The sequence below is a fragment of the Paenibacillus sp. 2RAB27 genome (assembly GCF_052115445.1).
Taxonomy (GTDB): Bacteria; Bacillota; Bacilli; order Paenibacillales; family NBRC-103111; genus Paenibacillus_E.
Window position 1 is genome coordinate 76,779 of the sequence record NZ_JBFRGR010000007.1, and the last position, 17,751, is coordinate 94,529.

Genomic DNA, 17,751 nt, shown 5'->3' on the forward strand with positions numbered 1-17,751 from the left:
GCATGTCGTATATAATAGAAATTGGTATGATTTTGAAATTAATGGAGCGGGATATCTTGAGAGACCTACTGGGTAAAAGATTAAGATATGATGTGACAACAAGTTATGGGCTAGTCTTAGTTCCTATCCATACCGTTCTCAATCAAGAGCATTTGGACTTATTTAAGCAGCATCGCATTGATACGATGGACATCGTAACCACGAATATGCCTGATGGCCAGACGCAAACTACACCTGCTCATGACACTAACCGTCTTGTTCAAAAAGCGACAGAATATGCCAAAGACTTATTCGAACGTATTCAGACGCAAAAGAAAATACCACTGCTTGAGATTAAGTCAGAATTAATTCCTATCGTCCAGCAAGCGGCAGATAATCCGGATCTCTTTCAATTATTTCAAGCCGTCAAAGCGAAGGATGAATACACCCATCAACACAATATTGGCGTGGGCATTCTTTCGACACTCATTGGCAAATGGATGGAGCTCGCAGATACAGAAGTGGCGCTATTATCTTTAGCAGCGACCATGCATGATGTGGGTAAAATCAAAATTTCACAAGAAATTCTAATGAAGCCAGGCAAATTAACGACAGAAGAATATGAAGAAATTAAAAAACACACCATTCTAGGCTATAATATGCTGCGTGAAACGGTAGGCATTAACTATCGTGTAGCTCTGGTTGCCCTGCAGCATCATGAGCGAGCAGATGGGACGGGATATCCCTTGCAGCTGCAAGATAGTCAATTGGATAAAATGAGCCGTATTGTAGCTGTTGCAGATGTGTTCCATGCGATGTCATCGAAGAGGCCCTATCATGAAATGATGCCTTTTCACGAGGTCGTCAGCCGCTTAAGGAAAGGTTTCTTTGGCGAATTAGATCCGCATATTGTTTCCGTATTTTTGCAAAATATCATCTGCAATCTCGTCGGCAGGCAAGTGCTCCTCACAGATGGCCGTTGGGGCGAAGTCGTCTATATTAATCCAACGGATGATACGAAACCGCTCGTGAAAATCGAAAATACCTTTCTTGATCTCAGTCGAGAAAGACACATTCATATAAAGGAAGTTGTCATATGAAGCCAATGATCTCAGAAAAGTCAGACGTTTTACTTCAATTTTATTCCAACTATGGTCTAACTCAACGTGAAACCGAAATCCTTTCTTTACTTGCTACATATGGATATACCAACAAAGAAATTGCTGATAATTGCTGTATTAGTGAGAAAACAGTGAAAATTCACCTTGCCAATATTATGGGTAAAATCGGTATTGGCTCCATGCGGAAGCTGCTAGCCTTACTGTTGCAGCAAGCTCTGCTAGTTTCAAGATTAGGCGCGGGTGAATCCGTCCGCGTAGCATCGATGGGAATGAGATAATTTGGGAGTTTTACCTTGTAAAAGCAGCCTATCCTCTAGGGGGAAAGTGCTGCTTTTTGCATTCTACAGCTCGTTTAAATATGATACGATTTGGAACTATAAAACGATAATATTGTGTTGACATGATACGAAAAGTATCTTAAAGTAAGAGTAACTATTAAGATACAAATAGTATCATAGCAAATCGAAATAGTCTTCTATTGGAGGGGAATCATGGAAATTAATTTTAAGGAATATCTGATGGTTATAAAGAAGCGATGGTGGCTTATCGTTATTGTCGTTTTTATTTGTACCTTCCTCACAAGTATGTATACAACTTCGAATTATGTTCCGATCTATCAGGCATCAACGAAATTAATCGTGAATAAAACATTTGAGCAAGATCAACTGGGAACGGAGCAGATCGATTATGGTGCGATCGGTGTGAATATGGCACTGATCAATACCTACAAAGAAATCATTAAAACACCAGCTATTATGGACAAAGTCGTCCAACGTTACCCTGATTTACGAGTATCGACAGATCAATTAATTTCCATCGTCAACGTGACCAATTTAAATGATACGCAAGTTATGTCGATTGTAGTTAGACATTTCTCACATGAAAGAGCTGTTGGTATCGCAAACGCTGTCTCCGATGTGTTTCAAACAGAAATCCCTCATATCATGAAGGTTGATAATATTACGATTCTGAATCGAGCCAAAGTTCAGGACAATCCTACCCCAGTGAATCAAAAGTCGAATCAATACATTATCTTAAGCTTTTTTGCTTCCTTGGCTGCTACAATTGGTATCATTCTGCTGTTGGATGCGTTAGATGATACGTTGAAAACAGACGCAGATATCCGAGAAGTATTCGAACTTTCAACCTTGGTTCACATACCGAAAGCTAAGTACGGAAAGTTGAAATTGAAACAGCGAAAAAATAAAAGTAAAAATGATGAGGATATTCCATATGCGAAAACTATCTACTAATTCGACATCAGTCGCCTTGAAGCAAATTATACATAACTCCACGACCTCAGAAGCATATCGTTCATTGAGATTTAATATTGAATGCTCCGTATTCGGTCGTGAGGCCAAGACCATTACGATCACTTCAGCAAGTCKGGGTGAAGGCAAGACAACAACTGCGGTTCAATTAGCTGTCGCCTATGCTCAGATTGGAAGTAAGGTCATGCTGCTTGATGCGGATTTACGAAATCCATCGATTCACTCGGTATTTGGCGTTGAGCCTAGTCATGGGTTAACGAACTATCTGGAAGGGCAAATTTCCATTAATGAAATCGTACGAGAGACGATCGTAGAGAATCTCGAATTAATCCCGTCGGGATCGAGGACGCAGAATCCTTCGGGATTGATAGCCTCTAAGTTAATGGATACCCTACTCGCAACGCTGAAAGAGAACTACGATATTGTCATTATTGACTCCTCCTCGTTACTGACAATTACGGATGCCAAAATTATGGGATCCAAGAGTGATGGTGTCCTGCTTATTGTTGAACATGGCAAACTCAAACGTGACATTGCGAAGAAAGTGAAAGAAGAGCTCATGTTAACGAATATGAAGTTGATTGGCGTTGTACTTAATGAAGTGAAAGACCATCAGGCAGATGCTTATCTCTAATCAATTCTTTTGAAAAAATAAAGTAAGGGGAGAGAGTTTATAGCGAATGAGACAAAAAAGAAGAAAGCCACAGTCGCGAACTGTAAGAATTGCTTCTATTTTAACACTCAGTATTGGAATTTTGGCGGGATGTTCGGACACCGCGATTGTGAATACAGACGCAAATTCAGTCTACACTGATCAATCGCAACAACCGGTTAGAGTGTTCAAAGTGATTCCACAAAAAATTGGAGACTCGCCAGAGCGCGTCGCAGAAGTACAATTTTCTGCTCAATTTAAAATAATGTCTAAAGCAACCGGTGAAATTGAGCAAATTATGAAGAAGCGCGGCGATATGGTTCAAGAGGGCGATGTCATTCTGAAGTTAAAATCCAGTGAAACTCTTGCAGGGCGGGAAGCAGCTGCTGCAACCGTTCAATCGCTGCAGGACGCGATTGAAAAAGCGAGAGTAAGAGGAAAGAAGGAAACAGAAAATCAGAAATCTGAATTAAGTAATAGCATTCAAAAAATGGAACTGGGGATGACCTCGCTTGTCCGCAGCTACAATAAAATGAAGAATGACTTTGATATTGGACTCGCAACCAAAGCTCAGCTGTACCAAATGGAAACACAGATGATGAATGCTCGGATGGATCTAGATCAAATGAAGGTTAAATTACAAACATTTGACCCCATTGATATGACATCGGAAATGGATTCGCAACTAAAAGCAGCTAAGCTTACCTTGCAGCAGGTTGAGCAATCGATCCAGAATCTTGAAGTAAAGGCTACCGTCAGCGGTCTTATGACGGAGATGCCATTTGAAGCTGGAATGGGTATTCAGGCAGGAGCCCAGATTGCCATGATTCAAAGGTTGGATCCTATCAAAATTAAGTCTCAGCTATCCGATGAAGAGATGAAGCTAGCCAGTGGGAAGAAGGAAATGTCGTACTTACTTCCTAACAACAAAACCAAGTATCAAGGGGCTATTAGCTACCTCTCCAAAGTCATGGACCCTGAAACGAAAGCATATGAAATTAATCTTGAAGTACCAAACAAGGATCTTAGCTTAAAGCCAGGTACAAAGTTGAAACTGCAACTGTCGGAGGAAAAGGATCTCATCGTGTTGACCGTACCGACCTATAGCATTGTTAGAGAAGGCGATAGTGCTTATGTATATGTAGTCTCGGGTGATACCGTAGAGAAACGTAACATTCAACTGGGCAGATTAAACGAACCTAAGCAAGAGGTGCTTTCTGGTCTTAAGGAAGGCGAGATGGTTGTGAAATCCAATCCTAGCGCTTTAACGGATAAAGCGAAAGTTCAAGTAGCGGCAGTTGAAGAGCAATAAATAAAAATGGAGTGACTTTATTTGAAAATACATTGGAAAAAAACAACGATAATGTTCATCCTAGCCGTTTCTCTGGTCATTCCATCGGCATCCTTCCATGTTGCTGCTGATGAGAAGTATTCACAATCCTACACACTTAGTCGTTACCAACTGACGGAATCTCTACAAGTTGATGTTAAAAGCGTATTAAATGAACCTACTTCAGAGGGAACCAGAATCGGCGCTGTTGTTCGTTACTATAACGCTGGTGAGCGCTTAGTCGGTGTCCCTGAGTATGAAGTTCGTGTCAAAACGAACGAGGGTTTGGAATACATTATGCGTCCTAGTCAAGCAAATGCGAGAAATATTCAGCCGAAGGAAACCATCGAGCTCAGCTATTTCAATGTCGTAGATCGATATGATGTATTTGCCTTAGATGAGCTATCATGGTCGGATGTGGATGAATTCGTCTATCCGAAGGTGGAAAAGCGAATTATCTCTCTGCCTATCGCGGATCTGGAGTGGAAAGGGGATAAAGCAAACCTTTCAGACCCAGCTCAAATCAAGCAGTGGCAGGATACATTCACCATCCCTATGCTTACGGACAAAATTCAATATCAACCTGTGAGTTTGAATGAACAGAATACGGCCAATGGGATCAAAACAGTCGTCGGATTCCTTGCAACCAACATTGGAGACAAGCCCATCACTGTGCCTGATTTTCGAATAAATGGGAAGTCAGGGAATAAAGTATTTATTGGTGAAAGACTAGAGCAAGATGAGCTGATACTAGATCCTGGTGAGAAGAATTATGTGCACTACGCCATACCGGTTAAGAGCCGAGCGGAGTTGAAAAACTTAACAGTGCTAACGCCGGAGGATTTTGTAGCAGATGATAAAACGCATACCTCTTACACCATCGGTAGATTGATGATCAATTTAGTAGGTGCAACCAATTCAACTCGATTACTGAATCCATTAGGGTCTTATGAGTTGAATAAGCCGATTCAGTTCGATCCCATCAGTCAATTGATTCGATCGGATATTGAGGTATCCATGGTTGACCTGAATATGAGCGAGAGCGCAGGCGGCGGTTTCAAAGCCGTGGTTGCCAAGTTTAAATTACTGAATAAAAGTGGCGATTCCGTCCCAGTTCCTTCCTTCCAGACGGTGCTGACAATTGCTAATGGTAAAAAGTTCTCAGGTACTAGGCAGGATACGAAGGTAGATTTGCTGATCCCCAATATTAGCTACGTTATCTACTATACGTACATTGTGCCAAACTCAGAGACAGGTGAGCGTCTAACGATGGAGATTCTTGATGGCAAAAAGGTTGAGCCCTATAACTTCACCATCGCTGCGTTCAAGACGAAAGTTATGGATACAACAGACAGCACCCTAGCTTTCTATCCATTTCAGGTTAAAATAAATGACACGTCATTGCAAAGAAGCTTCAATGTAGGAAACGGACCTAATTATTCCTATAAGTTAGGTGTGGCCTTTGATATTAAACTGCAGGATGAGATTGTCGTGGATCAGAGCTTTTCCAAGCTGAGATTAGAGGTAGCGGATGCCTCAAACCGAATTATGACATCGAAAGTATATTCGTTCGTGGGCGAGAAAAAGCTGGTGACGGGTACAGAAATCCTGACCTTCGATGCAGATACTTTAGAAGCTACGTTAACCCTTCGTCTCTATGAGGTGATAGATACCCCATTCGGAGAAGTAAGAAAACTAGTTCAAACGTTGAAAGAATAGGAGAGAAGAAAAGATGGAAAATGAGGATCTGAAACAAAAAGTGTATTCTCCACCCATGGTGTTAAGCCAGCAACCAGTCAGGTTTGAAACAGCCCAGAGTTGGAATAAGGGTCATGGTAATCTAAATCATCCAGGGAACGGTAATGGTGGCATTAACTATCCGAATCCTCCCTACACAGGGCCGCATAATGGAAAGGGCAATGGAAAGCACTAGAAAAAGCTATTCTGTGGAGGTCAATGAGATGCTGTATGGAGCAAGTTGGCCTCCCCTATTAATGAAGTCTCGAGGGGTAGAAGCATGGAACACATATATACGATAATTGGTGAGCATTGTATTCAAGTGCAGAGTCAGTCGAAGAAGATCATAGATTGGATCCGGAGAAATTTCACAATTATACCCGCGTCACCGTCTACCCCTCATCTAAGGGTTAGGCTTCATGAAGGATATGGTGTTCCGTTTGTAAATTATGAGGTATCCATCAAACAGGAAGAGAACAATCAAATTGTCTATCGAAGGTCTGATTACCTCATCGTGGTTGATAGTGATTATCGTGAAGCATCGATCTCTGTGCACAATGAATTAGCATTAAAGCATGCGTTCATGAATCTTTACAGCTCATTTCTCGTGCATACGCAGTGGGGACTACTCATTCATTCGTCTTGCGTGATCGAGAAGGATAAGGCTTATTTGTTCGCTGGTCACTCTGGCGCTGGCAAATCAACCGCAGCGAAATTGTCTAATCCTCGTGAGCTTCTCTCCGATGAAGCTACGATTGTCAAAATTACACCAGATACCATAACGGTGTTTGATTCACCTTTTCGAAGTGAATTATCTCGATCAGGCAGTATGGAAAAGAGTTCACTAGCAGGTATTTATTTATTGAATCAAGCTTCCTCTAATCATATGGTCACACTTAGCAAGTCAGATGGTTTTCTACAACTTGTTAATAAAGTATTTTATTGGTCACATAGCTTGGAAGAAACGGTTAATATCCTGCATTTGTTACTGGATTTAGCCAAAGCAGTCACGATTTGCGAATTGCATTTTCAGAAAAATGATACTTTTTGGGAGTTGATCTCGTAATGACGCAATATGTACGAATGAATAATTATGAGTCTATTGAGCTGGATATGGAATGGATTATTCTCAATACGGATGAGTATACGTTAACGAAGCTGAATGGTGTGGGTGGATTTTGCTGGTCTCTTCTCGGCACGGCACAGTCTATAGATACAATTGCTGATGCGGTACGCAATGAATTTCAGTCGGTTCATAGCGATGTTGAAACAGATGTCGAAGTATTTTTGCATGATATGATGAATCGGGGTCTTGTTCAGCTTGCTGGATCATAAGGACATCGATCAGGTCATTGCACAAACCATGGAGAAACGAGGTTGGATTGATCTGCCTGCGCAAGGTATGAGCATGTATCCTTTTATTAAGAAGGGGGATATTTGTAGATTTGTGCGCATAGAAGCATCACATATGAAAAAAGGAGATATTCTCTTATTTCGCGCCCGAGACGGTCATTTGATCGCCCATCGGTTGTCCCGTATCGTGATGAACAATCAACAACCACAATATCTGTGCAAAGGTGATACGAATGTAACGTATGACGAATGGATTGGACAGGATCAGATCATCGGAAGAATGATTTGGAAAAACCGCAATGGCCGGCTTATTCAAATTACGAATCTAGCTTCAAGTACATGGGGCTGGGCTATACTTACACTCCCTCAGTTATCGCGATTAGTTCAATTCTATTTGGTTCGAAGCAAACTGGCGAAATCGTAGAATGAGTAATGGAGTGTCGATGAAATGAACGGTTTATTGAAAATGAAAGAAACCCGCAGAACGTATAACGTTTTGAAGCCCTACATCAGGAAACATCGCAGATCTTACATAGGTCTCCTCCTCTTACTCTTCGTTGAAATTATGCTAACTATTGGATTCTCATGGTTTTTTGGTTCGATCACAGATGCAGCAATTCATAGTAACATCTCACGGATGAAATGGTTAGTACCTCTTGGTATCGCACTTGTTCTACTTAGTATTACCTCCACTTATCTGAATACCCTTTGGGAGACGATTGCCACCAATGCCGTTAAAAGGGACTTCTCCGAGCACCTATTCAAACACATTTTACAATTACCAGGCAAACAAGTAGATCGTATTCATTCTGGCGATTTATTAGCTCATTTCACGAATGATATTCATAACTTAGATGGCATTATTGGCAGCAGCCTAATAAATTTGATTAAGTTACCTTTTATTTATGGTGCTGTTCTCATTTATTTACTGCACATCAATTGGAAACTAGCGCTTATATGTGCATGTGTAGCACCAGTGGCCATGGTTTCTGGGGTTATCTTTGGCATATTACTGCGAAATAATAATCGGCGAATTCAGAATTTAGTTGTTCAATTCAATGTGCTGTTAAATGAAACATTTCAAGGCTTTTTCGTTATTCGCTCCTTTCTTATGGAGAAAGCCGTATTTACGAAATATGCAATTAAAAATAAGAAGCTCTATGCGTTGGAACTGAACAATGCCAGGCTGCGTGGATGGTTTTATGTGGGGAGTCAAGCTGCCGCTTCAATAACATTTCTAGTCAGCTTATGTTTGGGTTCCTATTATATCTCCATGGGTCTGTTATCTGTAGGAGCTTTACTAACTTTTATCAACCTCGTCAATCATTTGGTGTATCCATTAACCGAGTTCGCCGGACAATGGGCTGGCTTGCAGAAATCGATGTCTGCAATGGAGCGAATATTTAAAGTATTGGAGATCAAAGCGGAATCAGATGATTTCCCAGCAGCGATGAAAGTTGAACCCTTTGTGTCCTCCATTGCCTTCCACGATATTACGTTCCAGTATGAGGGGCAAGCCACTTTATTTGAACATCTGAATTTACACATTCCAGCTGGGAAAATCGTTGCCATAGTAGGTTTAAGCGGAGCTGGGAAGACCACTTTGTTCAATTTGCTCCAGGGTTTCTATAAACCGCAGGCGGGTGAGATTTCAATTAATGGACGCCAAATTTCATGCCTGTCGCTTTCTGAGCGAAGAAGTCTGTTCGCTCATGTTTCTCAGGAAACGATGCTGTTCAGTGGTACTATAAGAGATAATTTGCTAGTTGCGCGGCCTGATATTACCGATAGGCAAATGATCGAAGCGACTAAAATGGCGGGAATTCATGCCTATATTTCATCGCTGCCTCAGGGCTATGATACAGAAATTGGTGAAAACGGGATGAAGTTTTCGGGTGGACAACGACAACGGTTGGCGATCGCAAGAGCGATTTTGAAAGATGCACCTATACTTTTATTAGATGAGGGCACGTCAGCCCTAGATAGTGAGACGGAATACCATGTGAAAGCGGCATTGGATCGCCTAATGCATAATCGGACCACGCTCATTATTACACATCGCCTAGCTTCCATTCACAAAGCAGATTACATTATCGTGATGGACAAAGGGGAAATTGTGCAAATGGGACGACATGAGGAGATTATGCAAAAGGAAGGGGTATATCGTCGTTTACATGGAATGGAATCAATGAGGGGGGAGTGGGGCTATGCTGATGCCTTTAATCAAAGCGTTGTATGATCCCCAAGCTTCTCTTCCGGAGGAGTCGATATTGTATGAGAAGGCACTCGAGGAAATCAAACGATATTCCATAGGGTCACAAATGTATGGTTTAATCCATCAGCAGGGAAAATGGTCCCAGGTTCCTACCTTTTTTCAGGAACGTTTAATGCAGTTCTCTGATGAGACGCGTTGTCTTAATTTTTTCATCAAAAATCAACTTGACCAAATCCTTCGACAGTTTGAGACATCGCGTATTTCCGTCATTCCGTTAAAAGGTGTTCGTTTTGCTGAAAAGTATTTCGGCCATTTTGGCGCTAGAGCGACTTCGGATATTGATGTATTAATCCAGAAGTCCGATTTATATACCGCGATTCGATGTCTAAAATCTCTCGGATTCGACATTGAGGAGCTGAGGTCTCCATCTCATTTCCATTGGAGTTTCTCCAAACGATTGCCGTCTAGTCCGATTCCAATGACCGTTGAGCTTCATTGGAATGTACTTGTGGAACAAACATCCAATATCAATATGAGTGAATTCTGGGAGCATGCGACGCCATTCGCATCGTATCAGCATGTGAAGGAACTTTCCGTCTATCATACGTTCTATATGATTTGCTTGCACGGTTGGAGTCATTACATGGACTCGCCTAAATATTATATGGACATTATGCAAATGCTCCATCGGCATCCTGATGACATTAACTTTGAAGTGCTCTTTAAAGATGCTGCATCTCATCAAACGTTAAGAAGAATACACCGAACCTTAGTGAACGTGTACGGCCATTTCCCTCATCTAGGGGATATTAAAGAGCTGCCTGTCTCTTATAAGAAGGCAAGTAGTACGTCTGGCAGCCGTTATTGGGTGGCTTTAGCGAATAAGATTCATAACAAATTCTTTAACTTTGATTCGGCTTCGCATACCTGGGCTGCGCTGATCMATGCCTTCTATAACTTGGGAAATTCAAGGTTTTCTAGCAGAATAAAAAAGTTTTAGAAAGGCAGTTGACAGTGCAGATTGAAGGTGATATTCTGATATTGTTCTCGATAAAGAACGGCAAGTGATCGAAAGAGAATCTTACTAATGAAATGAAATTTCCTAAATATAAAGTTAAATTGCATAGGAACGTTCTTTAATAAGAACTTTGAATAAAGATGATTCATTAAGTGAAGAGGGTGAACTGATGAGTGCCATTGCTGGAATATACAACTACAATCAAGAGCCAATTCAAATCGAGAATGGATATCGCATGATGTTCGATTTAGAGAAATTTCCAGCAGATGACATTCAAACATGGCACCAAGATCACGTATTCCTCGGCTGCCATGCACAATGGATAACGCCAGAATCCGTCGGTGAGCGATTGCCCTACTATGATTTTGCAAGAAAATTAGCCATCACTGCGGATGCAATCATTGATAACCGAGATGAGTTATTTGACAAATTACAAATTGAACGCGAACGAAGAGCGAAGATGCCGGATAGTGAGCTGATCTTGCTGGCGTACCATAAATGGGGCGAGGAGAGTCCAAAGCATTTAATTGGGGATTTCGCTTTCATGATATGGGATGAGAGAAAGCAGCGAATGTTTGGGGCTAGGGATTTCTCGGGGAGTAGGACGTTGTATTTTCAACGAACCTCGAATCGGTTTATCTTTTGTACCATAATAGAACCCCTGCTTTCTTTACCAGGAGTTGAGAAAAAACTTAACCAACAATGGGTTGCTGAGTTTCTTGCTATTCCTTTGACTACAGATGCATTGGATTGCTTTTCTACCGTATATGAAAATATAGAGCAATTGCCACCTTCTCATTCAATTACTGTAGCAAATGGAAGAGTGCATTTTTCAAGGTACTGTACGTTAACTAAAGGAAAAACATTGAAGTTAAAGTCAAATAACGAATATGAAGAAGCATTTCGTGAAGTTTTTAGCCAAGCGGTAAGAGCCAGGATACGAACACACCGACAAGTCGGCGCGCATCTAAGCGGGGGGCTAGATTCCGGGTCAGTTGCTAGCTTTGCTGCAAGAGCGTTAAAAAATGAAAATAAACAATTACATACGTACAGCTATGTTCCAGTTGATGATTTTACGGATTGGACACATAAAGGTAGATTTGCTAATGAAAAACCGTATATTCAATCAACTGTTGACTATGTGGGGAATATTAAAGAAAACTATCTGGATTTTAAAGGGCTTAGTCCATTATCTGAAATCGACGATTGGCTCGATACGATGGAGATGCCTTACAAATTCTTTGAGAATTCTTTTTGGCTGAAAGGGATTTACGAGAAGGCTCACCAGGAAGGCGTGGGTGTTTTGCTCAACGGGCAGCGAGGCAACTGGACCGTATCTTGGGGGCCAGCGCTTGATTATCAAGCTATTCTAATGAGAAAAATGAAATGGATTCAGCTTCACCATGAAGCCAAACAGTATAGCTTGAATATGGGGACTGGAAGGAAGCGAGTCCTTTCGTTGGTAGGAAAGAAAGCTTTTCCATTTATAGGGAGAATGATAACACCTAAAGAGGCCGAATTTCCGAGTCTAATAAACCCGGATTTTGCACAAAGGATTAATGTTCACGCAAAAATTCATGAGCATGGTTTCGATAGGATGGATTACTCCAATCAAAGTGCGTATGAAATCCGAAAAAACCAGTTTGAACAACTTTACTATTGGAGTTTGAACGGTACGATTGGGACGAAATTATCTTTACGCTACTCACTCTGGGAACGGGACCCGACTAATGACTTAAGGGTCGCTCGTTTTTGTTTATCTGTACCAGAAGAGCAATACGTTCAAAATGGTGTTGATAGATCATTAATCAGGAGAGCAACCAAAGATTATTTACCTGACAAGGTGAGACTGAACCAGCGAACGCGAGGTGTTCAAGGTGCAGATGGTGTTCACCGGATGGCTCCATCGTGGGATGCATTTATTCATGAGCTAGAACAGCTTATCCAGAATCCTATGGTTTCAGAATATTTGAATATGAAAGAATTGCAATCTGGACTCGCTGCAATAAAGTCAGCAGCTAAACCTCAATATGTATACGAATTTGGTTTTAGAATATTAATGCGAGGCTTAATATTTTCTCGTTTTATTAAAAGTTTCACATGAGAGGGGGTGACTAAATGCAAACTAAAAAAGTATGGGAAACTCCGACAATAGAAGTGCTTGATGTTAAGATGACAATGGCAGGGCCTGGGAAGGCAACCCCTGACGCTGTTCAACCTGACCCGGATGAGATAACTCATTTCAGCTAATCGACTTATAATTAATTAGGTAGTACCAACTGCCCTTATACAGTGACAGGTATAAGGGCGTTTATTAAAAAAGGAGCATACCTAAACTTGGAGTGAAAATAATGATACAAACGATAAATAAAGTCGTTTATAAAGCATTTGGATTAAGTATAAGTAGTGAGATCAAAATGCCTGAATTAATAAAGACGGTTAACCCTGATGAGCAAGTGAACGTTTTCATTCAAATAACAGACCTAACTGATTTGTGGAACAAATCGATTATGCAGGGTGAAATCTATGTCGTAAGAGAGAATTTATTTATGTTTCAAGTACCCGAGACAGCTATATTCGCTATACAAAACGGGGATACCATTCATGTTTCTCCCATGATAGGAGCAGATGAATCCCAAATACGGCTATTTATTCTCGGCACCTGCATGGGGGCGCTTTTAATGCAAAGGAAGATACTCCCTCTCCACGGTAGTGCAATTGCCATTGGTGGTAAGGCATATGCCTTCGTAGGTACGTCAGGAGCTGGTAAATCTACACTTGCATCGGCTTTCATATCTAAGGGGTATGAATTACTAAGTGATGATGTAATAGCCGTGACTTTTTCTGAAGCTCAAGTTCCTATGGTGATGCCTTCCTATCCGCAACAAAAACTCTGGCAAGAAAGCCTAATGGAATTTGGGATGGAAACAAGCAGCTATCAACCTATATTTCAGAGAGAAACTAAATTTCTAGTTCCAGTTTCTAACCAGTTTCTAACAGACCCGTTACCCCTTGCAGGCGTGTTTGAACTAAGTAACATGGCAAGTGAAAAGGTTGAAATTCAGACAATCGAAGGGCTAGCGCGGTTAAGTACTTTATTTCGTCAAACTTTTCGAAGTTCACTACTAGAACGACTACAACTAATGGAATGGCATTTTGAAACTACTGTGAAAATATTGAACAACATTGATATCTTTCAACTGCGTCGACCAACTGCCGGATTTACTGCTCCGCACATGGTATCCTTAATATTAAAAACCTTACAGAGAGGGGAATAACTATAATGATTATTCTAAATATCCCATTACATTACCAATTTGTTCAAGGGAAGGGTAACATTGTTAGTGACATGGACGGCGATAAAGTATTAATGAACATAGCGAATGGTAGATATTATAACCTAGGCAAAATAGGTGGTCGGATATGGGAGTTAATCGCTACCCCTAATTCTGCTATAGAATTAGTAACTAAGCTATTGTCAGAGTATGATGTAGAACAGACCATTTGTGAGGAGCATGTAATATCTTTTTTGAGGCATTTATTGGATGAAAAGCTTATTTATGTTGGTGAAAATCTGTGAATAAGGTAAGAGTACTTATTTCTCTTGATTTTAAAACAAAGTTGTTACTGTTTGAGGCCTTGATTTACCTAGGGTGGGCACGTATTCTTGTAATTTTGCCGTTCTCTAAAGTAGCGCCTTCTTTGGGAACTCCCATGCAGGAGACTTCAAATATGAAATTGGAAACAAATAGAATAACCCTTAGGGAAATAGCCAGTGCAATTGATCTAATGAGTAAGTACACGTTCTGGGAAAGTAAATGTCTAGTAAGGGCTATCGCAGGTATGAAAATGCTCCATCGACGTCAAATTGAAAGCACCCTATACTTGGGGGCAGCTAAAGATGAATCTATGAAGATGATTGCTCATGCATGGCTGCGAAGTGGACACTATTATGTAACAGGCAAGGAAGGCATGGAACGGTTTACAGTTGTGGGGAAATTCGCAAAGATGAGCGGTAAATGAGATAAGGGAGACATGGAATGAATACAGATGTGAAGTTAGATCTAACCGACTTATCGAAAGAGTTGAAACTGCTGCTCGAACTCGTGAAGTGTGAGAACGACGGAATAACGCTTTCTGACCAACATCCATTGATGAAAGATACAAATTGGGATATCTTCTTAGAATTATCAAGGCATCATCGCGTATATCCCTATATCTACAATCAAGTGAAAAGAATGAATAGCACTGCGATTCCATTTTATGTTATTGAAGCTTTGCGCAGGGCATATCAACAGAATACATTTCAAATGCTTCACTTAAGCGGTGAGATGGAGCAAGTATGCCAATTGCTAGCTAAGAATGAGATCCCAGTTTTGTTGCTCAAAGGACCTGCGCTCGCGGTGGATCTCTATGGAGATCTGTCCAAGAGAACTTGCAGTGATTTGGATGTGCTCATTTCTTTAGATCAGTTAGAGAAGGCACATGATCTCCTCATCCAACTTGATTACGTGAAAGATGACTACTTCTCAACGGTGTTGAATGATTGGCAGTGGAGACATCATCATGTCACCTACTTCCATCTTCACAAAAAGATAAAACTTGAAGTTCACTGGAGACTCAATCCTGGGCCTTCGTATGAACCAACCTTTCAAGAATTGTGGGACAGGCGAAGAGTAAGCACAATGGCTAGCCAACCCGTATTTATGCTAGGTTATGACGATCTCTTCCTATTCCTTGCTTCACATGGCGCTCGTCACGGCTGGTCAAGATTTCGCTGGCTAGTAGATGTCGATCGCATTATGAGGCTTCAACATGATTGGAGCAATGTGTCTTGTTTACTGAAAAAGTATCAAATGAATCATGTTGGCGGTCAAGCACTCCTCTTATCCTCGCAATTGTTAGGTACTCCCCTAGGCAAGGATTTATACACGGTAACAAGTKGTAAGCGACCGAGGGAACTAGCGCAAGACGCCCTGTTTTATTTGAAACAGATGATTCATCTTCATCAAGAGCCTTTACCTGCTGATGTTGCTAGCTACCATAAATGTTACTTATTCTCGTTAATGTCCTTTCAGTTGAAGCTTCTTTATATCATTAGTTTCCTATATCCGTATCCCATGGATGTGGAAATACTTCCACTGCCAAGGAATCTACATTTCCTGTATTTCCCACTAAGACCTGTACTGTGGGCTTGGAGGAAAACAAGGAATCACGCATGGCAATAGGGGGAAAAGACATGGAGTACGTCTTACATTTTACCAAAAGACTGTATGCATTTACTGGCAATAAATTGATGTTTAGTATTCTGGGAATGGTATTGATTAGTCTATTAGAAGGAGCAGGGGTATTCTTATTGCTTCCAATTATCAGTGCAGCCGGCCTTATGGATGTCAATACAAGCGGTTCTCCTATTTCGCGATTCTTGGCCTTTTTTCAAGAGTTTCCCATGGCACTAGGATTGCCCATTATTCTTGGCATGTTCGTCCTATTGAACATAGGGCAGAATATGATTCAACGATCTCTCAGTTTGCGAGATACCCTCATACAACAAAATTTTCTCTGTCATTTACGATTGGAGATCTATTCGGCATTGATGCAATCAAATTGGATTTTTTTTGTGAAGCATCGAAGATCAGATTTAATTAATTCATTAACAACGGAATTAACTCGTGTAGGGTATGGAACTAACTTAATTCTTCAATTTATTGCGTCTATTATTTTTACGTTGATTCAAATTGGCATAGCTTTCTGGTTATCTCCGACGATGACGGTTTTCGTATTAACATTTGGCATTATTCTTACCTTCTTTTCACGCAAATTTATTAAAAAGGCGAAATCAATAGGTGGTCAAACCTCCCAATTGTCCCAAAGCTTTCTGGCAGGCATTACGGATCAACTTGGTGGTATGAAAGATATTAAGAGCAATACACTGGAGGAATCCAGGCTAGCTTGGTTTCGCTCCCAAACTCAGAAATTAATGAGCGAGCAGATCAATTATGTCAAGTTAAGATCTGATTCTCAGCTATTCTATAAAGTGTCATCCGCAATGTTGATTGCTGCTTTTATGTATCTATCCTTTACCTTATTTCAAACCAAAGTAGAGCAATTGCTTCTCATAATCGTCATATTTTCTCGATTGTGGCCACGCTTCACAGGTATTCAGTCCAATTTAGAAAATATCTCTTCTACGATTCCCGCGTTTCAATCAATCATTAAGTTGCAGGACGAGTTGCGGATTGCCCAGGAGTTCCATATCGCCCCTGATTCCAACCAGCAAGAAGTGCAGCCAATAGCTGTGCATGAGCACATTGAATGCCAGCATTTGTATTTCCGATATCAGCCTGACGAAGAGACGTTTGCGCTTACGGATATTAATCTTCAGATTAAATCGTTGCAAACAACAGCTATCGTGGGTCGTTCAGGTGCCGGTAAAAGTACGCTTGTTGATGTTATTATGGGGCTCATACAACCAGAAAAAGGGCAAATACGGATAGATGGAGTACCGCTCCAGTATGATCAAATTCGCTCATTTAGAAGATCGATTAGCTATGTGTCACAGGATCCCTTTCTCTTTCATACAACGATTAGGGAAAATCTGCTTATGATAAGCCCAGACGTATCTGAAGAAGAGATGTGGGAAGCACTGGAGTTTGCGGCAGCAACTGAGTTCGTTGCCAAATTACCGCAAGGGCTCGATACGGTTATCGGCGATCGGGGAGTCCGATTCTCAGGAGGCGAAAGACAACGGCTTGTGCTAGCCCGTGCAATACTAAGAAAACCGGCAATTCTTGTTTTGGATGAAGCGACGAGTGCACTTGATACAGAGAATGAGGCTGGGATTCAAGCGGCACTGGATCGTCTAAAAGGAAAGACTACAATTATCGTTATTGCCCACCGACTATCGACCATTCGAAATGCGGATCAAGTCATCGTGCTGGATCAAGGGAAAATCATTCAACGGGGTGGGTTTCACCAGCTGGCAAAAGTTGAAGGCGGATTATTTTCTGATTTATTAGGAAATCAAGTTTGGGATGCGACAGCGACTGCATAAAAACAATTATGTATTGACTTG

Annotated in this window: 19 protein-coding genes; all 19 read left to right on the forward strand. The window is 41.1% G+C overall.

Annotated elements, in window-relative coordinates; genetic code table 11:
- The first annotated feature begins 56 nt into the window (after window positions 1–56).
- Window positions 57–1,079, forward strand: a complete 1,023-nt coding sequence (locus AB4114_RS12650; protein WP_441988787.1) for an HD-GYP domain-containing protein — start codon at window positions 57–59, stop codon at window positions 1,077–1,079.
- Window positions 1,076–1,378, forward strand: coding sequence for a helix-turn-helix domain-containing protein (locus tag AB4114_RS12655; RefSeq protein WP_441988788.1), 303 nt, complete (start codon window positions 1,076–1,078; stop codon window positions 1,376–1,378). The genes AB4114_RS12650 and AB4114_RS12655 overlap by 4 nt, the downstream gene beginning before the upstream one ends.
- A gap of 213 nt (window positions 1,379–1,591) precedes the next feature.
- Window positions 1,592–2,353, forward strand: coding sequence for a YveK family protein (locus AB4114_RS12660; protein WP_441988789.1), 762 nt, complete (start codon window positions 1,592–1,594; stop codon window positions 2,351–2,353).
- Window positions 2,334–3,005 carry a CpsD/CapB family tyrosine-protein kinase gene (locus AB4114_RS12665; protein WP_441988790.1) on the forward strand — a complete coding sequence of 224 codons (672 nt, stop codon included), beginning with the start codon at window positions 2,334–2,336 and terminating at the stop codon, window positions 3,003–3,005. Before AB4114_RS12660 ends, AB4114_RS12665 begins: the two co-directional genes overlap by 20 nt.
- A gap of 46 nt (window positions 3,006–3,051) precedes the next feature.
- Window positions 3,052–4,335, forward strand: coding sequence for an efflux RND transporter periplasmic adaptor subunit (locus tag AB4114_RS12670; protein ID WP_441988791.1), 1,284 nt, complete (start codon window positions 3,052–3,054; stop codon window positions 4,333–4,335).
- 21 nt (window positions 4,336–4,356) lie between these two features.
- Complete coding sequence (locus tag AB4114_RS12675) at window positions 4,357–6,072, forward strand: hypothetical protein (RefSeq protein WP_441988792.1); 1,716 nt, start codon at window positions 4,357–4,359, stop codon at window positions 6,070–6,072.
- A 13-nt stretch (window positions 6,073–6,085) separates the two neighbouring features.
- Window positions 6,086–6,286, forward strand: coding sequence for a hypothetical protein (locus AB4114_RS12680; RefSeq protein ID WP_441988793.1), 201 nt, complete (start codon window positions 6,086–6,088; stop codon window positions 6,284–6,286).
- A gap of 84 nt (window positions 6,287–6,370) precedes the next feature.
- Window positions 6,371–7,156, forward strand: coding sequence for a hypothetical protein (locus AB4114_RS12685; protein ID WP_441988794.1), 786 nt, complete (start codon window positions 6,371–6,373; stop codon window positions 7,154–7,156).
- Window positions 7,156–7,425 (forward strand): PqqD family protein, encoded by a 270-nt coding sequence (locus AB4114_RS12690; protein ID WP_171631034.1) that lies wholly within the window; start codon window positions 7,156–7,158, stop codon window positions 7,423–7,425. The genes AB4114_RS12685 and AB4114_RS12690 overlap by 1 nt, the downstream gene beginning before the upstream one ends.
- Window positions 7,412–7,867, forward strand: a complete 456-nt coding sequence (locus AB4114_RS12695) for a signal peptidase I (RefSeq protein WP_441988795.1) — start codon at window positions 7,412–7,414, stop codon at window positions 7,865–7,867. The genes AB4114_RS12690 and AB4114_RS12695 overlap by 14 nt, the downstream gene beginning before the upstream one ends.
- A 24-nt stretch (window positions 7,868–7,891) precedes the next feature.
- Complete coding sequence (locus AB4114_RS12700) at window positions 7,892–9,682, forward strand: ABC transporter ATP-binding protein (protein WP_441988796.1); 1,791 nt, start codon at window positions 7,892–7,894, stop codon at window positions 9,680–9,682.
- Window positions 9,651–10,658, forward strand: coding sequence for a nucleotidyltransferase family protein (locus AB4114_RS12705; RefSeq protein ID WP_441988797.1), 1,008 nt, complete (start codon window positions 9,651–9,653; stop codon window positions 10,656–10,658). Before AB4114_RS12700 ends, AB4114_RS12705 begins: the two co-directional genes overlap by 32 nt.
- A 187-nt stretch (window positions 10,659–10,845) precedes the next feature.
- Window positions 10,846–12,780: an asparagine synthase-related protein gene (locus AB4114_RS12710; protein WP_441988798.1), complete on the forward strand. Its 1,935-nt coding sequence runs from the start codon at window positions 10,846–10,848 to the stop codon at window positions 12,778–12,780.
- Window positions 12,781–12,794: 14 nt separating this feature from the next.
- A complete protein-coding gene (locus tag AB4114_RS12715; RefSeq protein ID WP_441988799.1) occupies window positions 12,795–12,926 on the forward strand; it encodes a paeninodin family lasso peptide in 132 nt (43 codons plus the stop codon).
- A gap of 101 nt (window positions 12,927–13,027) precedes the next feature.
- Entirely contained in the window at window positions 13,028–13,954 is a 927-nt protein-coding gene (locus tag AB4114_RS12720; protein WP_441988800.1) for an aldolase, read from the forward strand.
- A 5-nt stretch (window positions 13,955–13,959) separates the two neighbouring features.
- Window positions 13,960–14,256 (forward strand): lasso peptide biosynthesis PqqD family chaperone, encoded by a 297-nt coding sequence (locus AB4114_RS12725; RefSeq protein ID WP_441988801.1) that lies wholly within the window; start codon window positions 13,960–13,962, stop codon window positions 14,254–14,256.
- Window positions 14,253–14,699, forward strand: coding sequence for a lasso peptide biosynthesis B2 protein (locus AB4114_RS12730; RefSeq protein WP_441988802.1), 447 nt, complete (start codon window positions 14,253–14,255; stop codon window positions 14,697–14,699). Before AB4114_RS12725 ends, AB4114_RS12730 begins: the two co-directional genes overlap by 4 nt.
- Window positions 14,700–14,716: 17 nt before the next feature.
- A complete protein-coding gene (locus tag AB4114_RS12735; RefSeq protein WP_441988803.1) occupies window positions 14,717–15,904 on the forward strand; it encodes a nucleotidyltransferase domain-containing protein in 1,188 nt (395 codons plus the stop codon).
- 11 nt (window positions 15,905–15,915) lie between these two features.
- Entirely contained in the window at window positions 15,916–17,730 is a 1,815-nt protein-coding gene (locus tag AB4114_RS12740) for an ABC transporter ATP-binding protein (RefSeq protein WP_441988804.1), read from the forward strand.
- Window positions 17,731–17,751: the final 21 nt, after the last annotated feature.